The organism is Nocardioides donggukensis (genome assembly GCF_014842875.1).
In the GTDB taxonomy this organism is placed as follows: domain Bacteria; phylum Actinomycetota; class Actinomycetes; order Propionibacteriales; family Nocardioidaceae; genus Nocardioides; species Nocardioides donggukensis.
Genome location: NZ_JACYXZ010000003.1, coordinates 553,252 through 565,508 on the forward strand (window position 1 = coordinate 553,252; position 12,257 = coordinate 565,508).

Genomic DNA, 12,257 nt, shown 5'->3' on the forward strand with positions numbered 1-12,257 from the left:
GCCCCACGCTAGCGGGATCGGAGCAGCGAGTTGGGGCGGAACGTCGCCCGCCGGTCGGCGTCCTCCTTCGCCGCTCGGACGTACTCGAAGCCGGCGGTGGTGACCAGCACCGACCCTGCGGCCCCGTCGGCGCCCCCGGTCGCCAGCAGCCGCTCCCCGCAGGCCAGGTGCAGCGGCGGGGCATGGAACGCGTTCCGGTCGACCTCCTCCTGCGTGCCGAGGAACGCGATCGGCCGGCCGAGGCCGGCACCGCAGACGCCACAGATCCGGCTCAGCGCGCACTGGGTGACGCGCCGGGTGTCCAGCGTCCCGTCCTCGGCCCAGGCGAACGGCGCCGTGCCGGCCGCGGGGGTCACGACGCGGTCCGCGAGCGGGACCAGGCGCCGGTCTCGGTGCGCCGGGTCGGGCGCTCGGCGTCTGCGCGGCGGCCCCGCTCCACCGGCGGCGACGGCGGCTCGGGGGTGTCCGGGGCGGTCATGGAGTTCGGCAGCGACAGCTTCAGGATCGTGCGCAGTGCCTGTCCGTACTGCCTGGCCAGCGGTCCGGTCGTGTACGGCAGGTCGTACTTCTCGCACAGCGCGCGCACCCGCACCGAGATCTCGGCGTACCGGTTGCTCGGCAGGTCCGGGAAGAGGTGGTGCTCGATCTGGTAGCCCAGGTTGCCCGAGGCGATGTGCAGCACCGGGCCGCCCTCGAAGTTCGCCGAGCCGAGCATCTGCCGCAGGTACCACTCGGCGCGGGTCTCGTCCTCGAGCTCCTCCTCGGTGAAGTGCATCGCCCCGTCGGGGAAGTGCCCGCAGAAGATGATCATGTAGGACCACAGGTTGCGGCTCAGGTTGGCCGTCGCGTTGGCCTTGAGCGTGCCCTTCCACCCGCGGCCGGAGAGGGCCGGGTAGACGACGTAGTCCTTGAGGATCTGGTTGCGGCCCTTCCTCACGATCTGGCGCAGCTGCCGCTTCATCTCCTGCGGGTCCTTGCGGCCCTTGCGGATCGCGTCGAGGTCGAGGTCGTGGAGGGCGACTCCCCACTGGAACAGCCCCGCCAGCAGGGCGTTGTAGACCGGCTGGCCGAGGTTGAGCGGGTGCCACCGCTGCTCCCGGGCCATGCGCAGCACGCCGTACCCGATGTCGTTGTCGTGGCCCAGGACGTTGGTGAACTGGTGGTGCACGTAGTTGTGCGAGTGCTTCCACTGCTCGGCCGGCTGGGCGGTGTCCCACTCCCAGTTGCTGGAGTGGATCTCGGGGTCGTTCATCCAGTCCCACTGGCCGTGCATGACGTTGTGCCCGATCTCCATGTTCTCCAGGATCTTCGCGAGCCCGAGCATCGCGGTCCCGGCGACCCAGGCCGGCCGGGAGCCGCGCCGGGCGTGGGCACCGACCAGCAGGGTGACCCGGCCGGCCGCCGCCAGCGAGCGCTGCACGGTGATCATCCGGTTGATGTAGGCCGCGTCCGCGGCGCCGCGGGACTCCTCGACGTCGGCGCGGATCGCGTCCAGCTCACGGCCGAGCTGCTCCACGTCCTCCTCGGAGAGGTGGGTGTACTCCTTGACGTCCGAGATGGCCATCGGTGTCTCCTTCGGTCGGTGGTCGGTGGTCGGTGGTCGGTGGTCGGTGGTCGGTGGTCGGTGGTCGGTGTCAGTGGTCACGGAGCGAGCGCCGACGAGCGTCTCGGGACCCTCAGACGTCGAGCGTGCAGTCGCCCGCCGCCGCCGTGACGCAGGTCTGGACCTGCTCGTTGGGCTGGCCGAGCTCGGTGCCGTTGCGCAGGTCGCGGACGGTGCCGGAGACCAGCGTCAGCGTGCAGGTGTGGCAGATGCCCATGCGGCAGCCGTACGGCATGCCGACCCCGGCCTGCTCCCCCGCCTCGAGCACCGTCGTGGCTCCGTCCGCGACCACCTGCTTGCCGGAGTTGCGGAACGTGATCGTGCCGCCCTCGCCGCCCTGCCCGTCCAGGGCGAGCGAGAACCGCTCCAGGCGGAGCCGGTCCTCGACGCCCGCCGCGTCGTAGTGCGCGGCGACCGCGTCGAGCATCGGCCCCGGGCCGCAGGCCCAGGTGTCCCGCTCCCGCCAGTCCGGGCAGAGCCGGTCCAGGTCCGCGAGGTCGAGCATCCCGTCCCGGTCCGTGTGCTGCTCGTGCAGCGTCAGGCCGGCGTGCTTCCGGGCCAGGGCGGCCAGCTCGTCGCGGAAGATCATCCGCTCCGGCGTCGGTGAGGAGTAGTGCAGGACGACGTCGGGCATCGTGCCGCGACGGTCGAGGGTCCGGAGCATCGCCATCACCGGCGTCACGCCGCTGCCGGCCACCAGGAAGAGCAGGCGCGCCGGGGGCGGGTCCGGCAGGACGAACTCGCCCTCGGGGAGGGCGAGGCGGACGATGGTGCCCGGCGCCAGGCCGCGCACCAGGTGGGCCGAGAGCAGGCCCTCCGGCATCGCCCGCACGGTGATCGAGATGGTCCGCCCACGACGCCGCGGAGGGGAGCTCACCGAGTAGGAGCGCCACTGAAACCTCCCGGCGACCTGGACCCCGATCCCGACGTACTGTCCGGGCCGGTGGTCGTAACGCCAGCCCCAGCCGGGCCGGATCACGAGGGTGGCGGCGTCGTCGGTCTCCGGGACGACCTGCTCGACGCGCCCGCGCAGCTCGCGGGTGCTCCACAACGGGTTGAGCAGGGAGAGGTAGTCGTCGGGGTGCAGCGGCGTGGTCAGCTTCGAGCCGAGTCCGCGCACCCGGTCCCAGCCGAGCGCGGTGTCGCTCACGTGACCTCCCGGGTCGAGGGTGAGGGGGCAGGTCGTCAGTGAACACATGTTCACTGACTGGTGTCAACCGGCGGTCCGGGACCCGGGAGCGGTGCCCGCCCTACCGCGGGGGAACTACCGTGGGGGCATGGCCTACGAAGTCGACAAGTCCGACGCCGAGTGGCGCGCCCAGCTCAGCGACGAGGAGTACGCCGTCCTGCGCAAGGCCGGCACCGAGCCGGCCTTCGTCGGTGAGTACACCGACACCGAGACCACCGGCGTCTACCGCTGCAAGGCCTGCCAGGCCACGCTGTTCGAGTCGGACACCAAGTTCCACTCCGGCTGCGGGTGGCCGTCGTTCTACCAGCCGGTGTCCGACACCGTGGAGTACCTCGACGACACCTCGCACGGCATGAAGCGCACCGAGGTCCGCTGCGCGAACTGCGGGTCGCACCTCGGTCACGTGTTCCCCGACGGCTACGGCACCCCGACCGGGGACCGCTACTGCATCAACTCGATCGCGCTCACCCTGGAGCCGAAGGACTGACCCGCGGCCCGTCCGCGGTCGCGAACCACCCCGACGGGCCGAGCTCGGTCCCCATGCGTGGGACGTACTGGTCGAAGTAGATCCGCGAGATCAGCTCGCGGCGGCTACGGACGTCGGCCTTGGCGAAGACCGACTTCAGGTGGTCCTGGACGGTGTACGCGGAGACGCTCATCGCCATGGCGATCTCCTTGGTCGGCACCCCTTGCAGCACCAATGAGGTGACGTCGCGCTCGCGCCGGGTGAGGTCGAACGCGGCCACGACCAGCGGCACGATCTCCGGCGGCCGGGCCTCCTCGATGGTGATGACGACGTCCGCGCCGTCGGCGCCCGCTCCCGAGAGCGGAGCCGCGTGCAGCACCAGCCACATCCCGCTGGCACCGCGCAACCGACCACGGGGCGGGCGCGAGGTCTCGCCACGCGCGTAGCGACGGGCGGCGCCGACCAGACCCGCGATCACCGCCTCCGGCGAGGCGCTGTTGTCGCCCGAGAGCAGATCGGCGACCCGCTCGTCCGCCCCTTGACTGCGCTGGAGGACGGTGTCCTCGCGACCGATGATCAGGACCGTCGGGCCGGTGTCGCACGGCCGCGGCCCGGTCGTGGCCGTGGCGATCGAGGCCAACATGCCTCCGCGGATGCCCAGGGCGAGCACGTCGGAGAGCGACCCGACGAAGGCGGCCTCCTCCTGGGTGAACGGGGTGTCGTCGGCACCACGAAACAGCGCCACGCCACCCCACACCCGCTCGCCCTCCCGGCAGACCGCGCGGAGCTCGTCGGCGTACCCGAAGTGCGGGATCATGAAGCGCGACATCCGGGCCGACTCCTCGATCCGGCCTTCGGTCAGGGCGTGCACCCCCGCCGCCGCGATGCCGTGCTCCGCGAGCTCGGTGAACGCGGTCGGCTCCGGGACGCCGTACTCCAGCAGCCCCCACTCGCGGTCGTGGCTGTTGCGCCCCAGCAGGTCGCCGTACTTGCGGGCGCCGGTCATGAGACGCGTGGTGGGGTCGATGCTGGCCAGGCATCCCGCCACGAACGGCACCGCACGACCCAGCGACTCGACCGCCTCGCCGATGAAGGAGTCCAGGTCGAGGCCGGCACGGGCGACCACGTCGACGTCGCGGCGCACCCGCTCCGCGGTCAGACCCAGTGCCATGGCACGAGTGTCCACCTCCCGGGCCCCGGGCACCATCCCAGTTTTCTGGAGGCCCGGCGCCCCCGGGGCACCCGGGGCCGCAGACCCCCCGACGGTGGGATGGTGCGCGGCCCTCCGGGCGAGGACGCTGGCTCCCATGAGCGCCGACGACCTGACCCTCGACGAGCACGGTCCCCTCGACGAGCACGGCCGCCTGCTGCACGAGGACGACCTCGTGGCCCAGCTGGCGCTCTCCATGGCACGGCTCGAGGAGGCCCTGGCCGAGGAGGGCCTGGGGACCCGGGACCTCGCCGAGCTGACCGTCCGCACCACCGAGCCGGAGGCCCTGGGCTCCGCGCTCGACGTCGTCGAGGAGCGGCTGGGCAGGGCCCCGGGGCGACCCCGGCTGAGGGTCGAGCCGGTGCCGGGGCTGGCGGTCCCCGGCATGCTGGTCGGTCTGACCGGGCGGCTGCGGCCGCGGACGCTGATGGTCGTGGTCGCCCACCCCGACGACGAGGCCTTCGGGTGCGGCTCGGTGCTGGCGCACGCGAGCGCCCACGGGCTCGCGAGCGTGGTGGTCTGCGCCACCCGAGGCGAGCTGGGCGAGCCCGCCCCCGGCTCGGGCGTCGACCCCGACCGGCTCCCGCGGGTCCGGGAGGCCGAGCTGCGTCGCGCCTGCCAGCTGCTGGGGGTGGGTCGGGTCGAGCTGCTCGACTACACCGACTCCGGGGTCGCCGGCGATCCCGCCCCGGGGTCCCTCGCCGCGGCCGACCCCGCCGAGCTCCGCGACCGGGTCGCGCGGCTCCTGGACGACGTCCGGCCCGAGGTCGTGGTCACCCTCGACGCCAGCGACGGCCACCGCGACCACGCCGCGATGCGGGACGCCACGCTGGCGGCGCTCGACCGCGCCGCGCACCGACCCCGGCGCACCTACCTGTTCTGCCTGGCCCGGTCCCTGATGACGGAGTTCACCGGCGACCCGACGCTGGGCACACCTGCGGAGCAGATCACCACCCTGGTCGACGTCTCGGCCCACCTCGACCGTCGCTGGCAGGCGATCCGGACCCATGCCTCGCAGGTGCCGCCGTTCGATGCCATGGGCCCGGAGCTGCAGCGCGGCTTCCTCGCCGTCGACCGGCTGCGGAGGGTCGATCCCCCGTGGCCCGGCGGCCCCGTCGAGACCACCTGGCTGCCACAGGTGGCCGCCCCCCGCTGACCTCGCGCCCGACCCGGACCTACCCGGGACCACCCACCGATGCAGAAGGAAGACGACATGACCATCGAGGAGACGCTCGAGCCCCCCGCCTCCGGTCCCGCCGAGTCCCTCCGGGGCCTCTGCGGCGGGAGAGTGCACCTGCCCGGCGAGCCCGGGTACGACGCGGCCCGGGCAGCCTGGAACCTGGCCGTGGACCAGCGCCCGGCCGCGGTGGCCCTCCCCCAGGACGTCGACGACGTGGTGGCCGTCGTCCGGGCCGCCGCGGCGGCCGGCCTCCGGGTGGCGCCCCAGAGCACCGGCCACAACGCCGGACCCCTCGCCCATGCCGGACTGGAGGGCACGGTGCTCGTGCGACTCTCCGACATGACCGGGGTCGACATCGACCCGGGAGCCCGGACCGCCCGCGTGGTCGGGGGGACCCTGTGGCAGGACGTCGTCGCAGCCGCCGCACCGCACGGCCTGGCGGCCCTGCACGGGAGCTCCCCGGACGTCGCGGTGGCCGGCTACTCCTTGGGCGGCGGGCTGTCCTGGTACGCACGCCGGCACGGACTGGCCGCGCACCAGCTGACCGCGGTCGAGATCGTGACCGCCGACGGCACGCTGCTCCGGGCGGACGCCGAGCACCACGCCGACCTGTTCTGGGCGCTGCGCGGTGGCGGCGGAGGCCTCGGCGTGGTCACCGCCCTCGAGTTCCGGCTGCTGCCGCTCGCCGACGTCTACGGGGGGATGCTGCTGTGGGATCGTGCGCACGCCCCGGAGGTGCTCCGCGCCTGGACGACGTGGACGCGGCACCTCCCGGACTCGGTGACCACCTCGGTGCGGGTGATGAGCTTCCCGCCCCTGCCCGAGCTCCCGCCGTTCCTCAGCGGGCGTCGGCTGGTCGTGGTCGACGGCGCCGTCCTCGAGGACGACGGGACGGCCGAGGACCTGCTGCGGCCACTGCGGGATCTCGGCCCCGAGATGGACACGTTCGCGCGGATGCCGGCGGCCGGCCTGATCGACGTACACATGGACCCGCCGCAGCCCACGCCCGCCGTCTCCGGCCACGCGATGATCGAGTCGGTGCCGGAGGAGGCCGTGGCGGCGCTCCTGGCGGAGGTCGGGCCCGATGCCGACACCTCGCTGCTGTTCGCCGAGCTCCGGCACCTCGGCGGCGCGCTGGCCACGGCACCGCCGGGGGCCGGGGCGCTGAGCCACCTCCCGACGGAGTACGCGCTCTACTGCGTCGCGGTCGCCATGACCCCGGAGCTGGCCAAGCGGGGGTCGGCCGACGCCGCCCGGGTGGTCGAGGCGCTGCGACCGTGGTCCTCCGCGCGGACGTATCTCAACTTCGCCGAGGAGTCGGTGGACCCGCGGACCGGCTACCCGGACGAGACCTGGTCGCGGCTGGTGCGGCTGAAGGAGGAGATCGACCCGGACGGGGTCTTCCTCGGCAACCACCCGCTGCCGGGTCGGCGGTGACTCAGCCGACCGGCACGAACGCGGACTCGAGGACGACCTGGCCGGGCCCGTAGGTGCGGTCCGCCCACGCCTGCAGCGTCCCGTCGTCGTGGACGACCGAGACGTCGAGCCGGCCGTCGGTCGGGACCACGGTGAGGACGCCGGGGAGGTCGCCCAGCTCCTCGGCCATCGACTCGAGCTCGCCGGCCGAGGCGTCCCCGGGATCGGGCTCCGGCCCGGGCGGCTCCGAGACCGGGCTGTGCAGGGCGGCGGGGACCGCCTGCCGCACGGTCATCGCGGTGCCGTCGAAGGTGCCGGCCACGAAGAACTCGCCCCAGCGGGTGTCCCCGGAGCGCTCGAAGACCCCGTCGAGTGAGGACCAGTCCCAGTCCCGCAGCGGGATCCCCCGACACTGCGGCGGCCAGGACTCGGCCACCGCGCCCAGGCACAGCTCGGGCGAGCCGGTGTCCAGGACGGTGCCCAGCGCTCGGGTCGCGACGGTGCCGTCCGCGGGTGGGATGTCGGTCGGCATCGCCTCGGCGCCTGGCTGGGCGCTGGGTTCGGCGCCGGGGTCCGTGGCCTGCACGTCGCCGGCGCCCCCGCACCCCGCGAGCAGGAGGCAGGCCAGGACGAGGAGGTGGCTCTTCATGCCGATGGGACGCACTCGGCCCGTCACCGGTTCCCGGTGTCTCCTCGGAAGGGCCGGCCCGGCGCTCAGGGCAGCCGGTCGAGCAGGTCGGCGACCGCGGTCCGGGCGCCGGTGTAGAACGGCAGCTCCTCCCGGACGTGCCGCCGTGCCGTCGAGCCGCGCAGGTGCCGCATCAGGTCCACGATCCGGTGCAGCTCGTCGGCCTCGAAGGCGAGCATCCACTCGTAGTCGCCCAGCGCGAACGAGGCCACGGTGTTGGCCCGGACGTCGGCGAAGTCGCGAGCCATCTTGCCGTGCTCGGCCAGCATCCCGCGACGCTCGGAGTCCTCGAGGAGGTACCACTCGTAGGACCGCACGAACGGGTACACGCAGATGTGCGCCCGCGGCTCCTCGTCGGCGAGGAAGGCCGGGATGTGGCTCTTGTTGAACTCGGCCGGCCGGTGCAGCGCCATCTGCGACCACACCGGCGCGAGGCGGCGACCGAACGCCGTACGGCGGAGCGCGTTGTAGGCGCCCTGGAGCTGCTCGGAGGTCTCGGCGTGCCACCAGACCATGACGTCGGCGTCGGCCCGCATGCCGGAGACGTCGTACACCCCGCGGACGACGACGTCCTGCTCGGCCAGCACCTCGAACAGCGCCTCGACGTCGGCCGCCTCGGCGGCCCGGTCGGCGTCCCCGAGGACCTCGTCGAGGCGGAAGACCGACCACATCGTGTAGCGGATCGTGTCGTTGAGGTCGCGGGTCCGGGCTGCCTTCGTTGCCATGGGCCCATTGTGCCGGGGGTGCCGGCAGCCCCGGCCACGAGGGGCGGGCCGACACAAGCGACGGGTCGGCGCTCCTGGGGCCGACACAAGCGACGGGTCGGCGGTCCTGCGGCCGACACAAGCGACGGGTCGGCGGTGTTCAGGCGAGGGCGACGACGGCGGCCCGGGCGGAGGCGATGCAGGCCGGGATCCCGAGACCGTCGTAGGCGGCCCCGCAGACCGCGATCCGGCCCGGTCCGTCGGTCGACCGCACCGCCAGGTCGGCCCGGATCCGGGCCACCCGGTCGCGGTGACCCACGGCGTACTGCGGCAGCGCGCCGCCCCAGCGCTGGACGTGCGCGTCCACCGGGGCGGCCGTGATCCCGGTGGCGGCGGCCAGGTCGGCCACCGAGTCGGCGACCAGCTCCTCGTCGGAGCGCTGGAGGGTGGCCTCCTCGCGGTGGCGGCCCAGGGAGGTCCGCAGCAGCACGACGTCCTCGGCCGAGCCGGCCTCCCGCACCCAGTCCCACTTGTGGGCACTGAACGTGGCGGCCTTGATCCGGCGCCCGTCGACCGGTGGCACCAGGAAGCCGGAGGACTCCCGCGGCAGCCCGGCCACGTCGGCGGTCCGGAAGGCGAGCGTGACCACCGCCATGGAGGCGTACTCGATGCCGGCCAGCTCGGCGGCCGCCACCGGGGCGACCTCCCCGAGCAGCCGGGCGGCCGGGGCCGCCGGCACCGCCACCAGCACCCGGTCCGCCTCGATCAGCTCGGGCGTCGGCGTCGGGCCGACGGTCAGCTCGAAGCCGGAGGCGGTGCGTCGCAGCTCGCGCACGGTCGTCCCGCGTCGGACGGTGAAGCCGCCGCGCTCGGCGAGCACCTGCGGCAGCCGGCCGACCCCGCCGGCCAGGCCCGCGAAGACCGGCACGTCCGGCGAGGGCGGGGTCGCCGCCGCCGCCGACAGCAGCGACGGGTCGCGGTCGAGGAGGGCGACCACCTGCGGGATCGTCGCCCGGGCCGAGAGCACGGAGGCGTGCCCGGCGTAGACGCCGCCGAGCAGCGGCTCCACCAGCCGGTCGACCACCTCGCCGCCGAGCCTGGAGCCCACGAAGTCGGCCACCGTCTGGTCGCCGTCGGGTGCCGGCAGCACCCGCTCCTCGCGGGCCCGCGCCAGGCCGTCGGCGGAGAGCACGCCGGAGCCCGCCAGCTGGTCGAGGTCGGCCGGGACGCCGAGCACCGAGCGCGGCAGCGGCCGCAGGCGGTCCCGGGTCCAGATCGCCGAGGTGGTGGTGGCCGGGTGCACCAGGTCGAGCCCCAGCGAACGGGCCAGGTCGGTGGCCTCGGGACGGCGGTTCAGCATCGCCTCGGCACCGAGGTCCACCGGCACGCCCGCGACCGATCCGAGCCGCAGCTTGCCGCCCACCTCCGCCGAGGCCTCGAGGACGAGGACCTCGTCGGGCTCGCCGCCGTCGCGGGCCAGCAGCCGTGCTGCCGCGAGTCCGGCGATGCCGGCACCGATCACGACTGTGCGTCCCATGCGCCCCAGCATGGCCGGTGCCCGGTGAGGCCGTCCGGCCGGGCCGGGAACCGGGGCTGGAACCGGGGTGGTCCGGTGCCCCGGGAACCGGGGCGCGGCCCGCCGCGTCCCAGTGCCATGACGACCACCACCGCTCCCCGGACCGCCCGTCCCGCCGACCCGGCCCGGCGCCGCCCGCGCCCCCGGACCCTCCCGGCGCTGCTGCTGTCCCCCGTCCTGATGGTTCTGATGCTCCTGGTGCTGCTCGGGGCCTGCGGCTCCGCGGGCTCGGCCGGCGGCTCCGACAGCGCGGGCGAGCCGGCGTTCGGGCTCCCGGACACCGCCGGCGGCGGCGCTGACTCCCAGCCCGATCCCCAGTCCGATCCGCAGTCCGATGCCCAGGCCGACCTAGCCAACCGGACCGGGTCAGGTGAGGAGGGGAAGGGCGCGGACACCGCGATCCGGGCCCGCACCGAGCCGGCGACCCGGGCGGTGATCTCGACGGGGGTGATCGAGCTGACCAGCCCGAAGGTCTCCGACGCCCGGTTCGAGGTGCTGGCCGTGCTGGACCGGCACCGCGGCGAGATCGCCGACGAGGAGACCAGCACCGACGACGACGGCGACATGCGCCGGGCCAGGCTGGTGGTGCGGGTGCCGTCGGCCGCTTTCGACCAGGCGATGGCCGACCTGGCCGAGGTGGCCGAGCTCGAGTCGTCGTCGCGCAGCTCCGAGGACGTCACCACCCAGGTCATCGACAACGCGGTCCGGATCCGGGCCCAGTCCCGGAGCCTGGAGCGGATCGAGGCGCTCCTCGCCCGCGCCGAGGACCTGCAGGAGATCGTCGCGATCGAGAGCCAGCTGACCCGGCGCCAGGCCGACCTCGACTCGCTGAAGTCGCAGCAGGCCTACCTCAAGGACCAGACCTCGATGTCCACGATCAGCGTGCACCTCGCCAGCACCCCACAGCAGGCGGGCACCCCCGAGCCGGACGAGAGCGGGTTCCTGCCCGGCCTGAGGGACGGCTGGGGCGCGCTCACCACCCTCGGGACCGGACTGGCCACCACGCTGGGCCTGCTGCTCCCGTTCCTGGTGGTGCTGCTGCTGGTCGGGCCGCCGCTCGCGGTGGCCGGCCGGGGCGCCGTGCGCGGCGTGCGGCGGCGGCGGACGGCCGGCGTCGCCGACTGAGCTGCCCGGCTGAGCTGCCCGACTCCTCGCCGACTATCTGGGGTAGCCCTGGACGAACTCGGTCAGCCGGGCCAGCTGGTCGGGGTCGGTCGAGGGGATCACGCCGTGACCGAGGTTGAAGATGTGGCCGCGGGCCGCGCGGCCGGCCTCGATGATCTCCGCCGCCCGGGCGGTCATCACCTCGGTCGGCGCGAACACCAGCGTCGGGTCGAGGTTGCCCTGGACGGCCCGGTCCCCGACCAGCGGGATCCCGGCCGCGAGCGGCGTACGCCAGTCCACGCCGACCACGTCGGCGCCGGCGTCGCCCATGAGCGACAGCAGGTTGGTGGTGCCGACCCCGAAGTGGATCCGCGGCACGCCGAGCCGACCGGCCGCCTCGAGCACGCCGGCCGAGTGCGGCATCACGTGCTCGCGGTAGTCGGCCGGGGTGAGCGCCCCGGCCCACGAGTCGAAGAGCTGCACGGCCGCGGCGCCGGCGCCGACCTGGACCTGGAGGTACGCCGAGGCGATGCCGGCGATCTTGCGCATGAGAGCGTCCCAGACCTCGGGCGCCCCGAACATCATCGCCTTGGTCTTCGCGTGCTCCTTCGACGGCCCGCCCTCGACGAGGTAGGAGGCCACCGTGAACGGCGCCCCGGCGAAGCCGATCAGCGGGGTCGCCCCCAGCTCCGCGACCAGCGTCCGCACCGCCTCGGTGATGAACGGGACGTGCTCGGGGGTGAGGTCGGGGATCGCCTCGACGTCGGCGAGGGTGCGGACCGGCTGCGCGACGACCGGCCCGACACCCGGCTTGATGTCGAGGTCCACCCCCACGGCCTTGAGCGGCAGCACGATGTCGGAGAAGAAGATCGCCGCGTCGACGCCGTACCGGCGGACCGGCTGCAGGGTGATCTCGGTGACCAGCTCGGCGTCCATGCACGCCTCGAGCATCCCGACCCCCTCGCGGAGGGCGAGGTACTCCGGCAGGGACCGGCCGGCCTGGCGCATGTACCAGACCGGCGTGTGCGGGACGCTCTCCCCGCGGGCGGCGCGCAGGAGGGCGGAGTCCTGGAGGACCGGGTCGGCGAGGGCCGGAGCGAGCGATGCGTTCACCGGACAAT

The 12,257-nt window shown here is 74.2% G+C and carries 12 protein-coding genes; 4 read left to right on the forward strand and 8 right to left on the reverse strand.

Annotated elements, in window-relative coordinates; all coding sequences use genetic code 11:
* Window positions 1–8: 8 nt before the first annotated feature.
* The 3 genes from IE331_RS12865 to IE331_RS12875 form a co-directional block, all read right to left on the reverse strand.
* Window positions 9–356 (reverse strand): hypothetical protein, encoded by a 348-nt coding sequence (locus IE331_RS12865; protein WP_192143806.1) that lies wholly within the window; start codon window positions 354–356, stop codon window positions 9–11.
* A complete protein-coding gene (locus tag IE331_RS12870; protein ID WP_192143807.1) occupies window positions 353–1,564 on the reverse strand; it encodes a fatty acid desaturase family protein in 1,212 nt (403 codons plus the stop codon). Before IE331_RS12870 ends, IE331_RS12865 begins: the two co-directional genes overlap by 4 nt.
* Before the next feature lie 112 nt (window positions 1,565–1,676).
* Window positions 1,677–2,753: a ferredoxin reductase gene (locus IE331_RS12875; protein ID WP_201931761.1), complete on the reverse strand. Its 1,077-nt coding sequence runs from the start codon at window positions 2,751–2,753 to the stop codon at window positions 1,677–1,679.
* A 127-nt stretch (window positions 2,754–2,880) separates the two neighbouring features.
* Between IE331_RS12875 and msrB the strand changes: the two genes are divergently transcribed.
* A complete protein-coding gene (msrB, locus tag IE331_RS12880) occupies window positions 2,881–3,279 on the forward strand; it encodes a peptide-methionine (R)-S-oxide reductase MsrB (protein WP_192143809.1) in 399 nt (132 codons plus the stop codon).
* Here msrB and IE331_RS12885 read toward each other — a convergent pair.
* Entirely contained in the window at window positions 3,257–4,429 is a 1,173-nt protein-coding gene (locus IE331_RS12885) for a helix-turn-helix transcriptional regulator (protein WP_192143810.1), read from the reverse strand. The genes msrB and IE331_RS12885 overlap by 23 nt on opposite strands.
* Window positions 4,430–4,565: 136 nt before the next feature.
* Here IE331_RS12885 and IE331_RS12890 point away from each other — a divergent pair, with 136 nt between their 5' ends.
* Both IE331_RS12890 and IE331_RS12895 read left to right on the forward strand, forming a co-directional pair.
* Complete coding sequence (locus tag IE331_RS12890; RefSeq protein WP_192143811.1) at window positions 4,566–5,624, forward strand: PIG-L family deacetylase; 1,059 nt, start codon at window positions 4,566–4,568, stop codon at window positions 5,622–5,624.
* A 57-nt stretch (window positions 5,625–5,681) separates the two neighbouring features.
* A complete protein-coding gene (locus IE331_RS12895) occupies window positions 5,682–7,085 on the forward strand; it encodes an FAD-binding oxidoreductase (protein WP_192143812.1) in 1,404 nt (467 codons plus the stop codon).
* Between the two features lies 1 nt (window position 7,086).
* On the opposite strand, the gene IE331_RS12900 is transcribed toward IE331_RS12895, so the two are convergent.
* The 3 genes from IE331_RS12900 to hemG all read right to left on the reverse strand — a co-directional run bounded on the left by IE331_RS12900 (window position 7,087) and on the right by hemG (window position 9,993).
* Window positions 7,087–7,713 (reverse strand): hypothetical protein, encoded by a 627-nt coding sequence (locus IE331_RS12900; protein ID WP_192143813.1) that lies wholly within the window; start codon window positions 7,711–7,713, stop codon window positions 7,087–7,089.
* Window positions 7,714–7,778: 65 nt separating this feature from the next.
* Window positions 7,779–8,477 (reverse strand): hydrogen peroxide-dependent heme synthase, encoded by a 699-nt coding sequence (gene hemQ / locus IE331_RS12905; protein ID WP_192143814.1) that lies wholly within the window; start codon window positions 8,475–8,477, stop codon window positions 7,779–7,781.
* A gap of 139 nt (window positions 8,478–8,616) precedes the next feature.
* A complete protein-coding gene (hemG, locus tag IE331_RS12910) occupies window positions 8,617–9,993 on the reverse strand; it encodes a protoporphyrinogen oxidase (RefSeq protein WP_192143815.1) in 1,377 nt (458 codons plus the stop codon).
* 117 nt (window positions 9,994–10,110) lie between these two features.
* Here hemG and IE331_RS12915 point away from each other — a divergent pair, with 117 nt between their 5' ends.
* Window positions 10,111–11,157, forward strand: coding sequence for a DUF4349 domain-containing protein (locus tag IE331_RS12915; RefSeq protein WP_192143816.1), 1,047 nt, complete (start codon window positions 10,111–10,113; stop codon window positions 11,155–11,157).
* 33 nt (window positions 11,158–11,190) lie between these two features.
* Here IE331_RS12915 and hemE read toward each other — a convergent pair whose 3' ends face one another.
* Complete coding sequence (hemE, locus tag IE331_RS12920; protein ID WP_192143817.1) at window positions 11,191–12,249, reverse strand: uroporphyrinogen decarboxylase; 1,059 nt, start codon at window positions 12,247–12,249, stop codon at window positions 11,191–11,193.
* Window positions 12,250–12,257 lie beyond the last annotated feature (8 nt).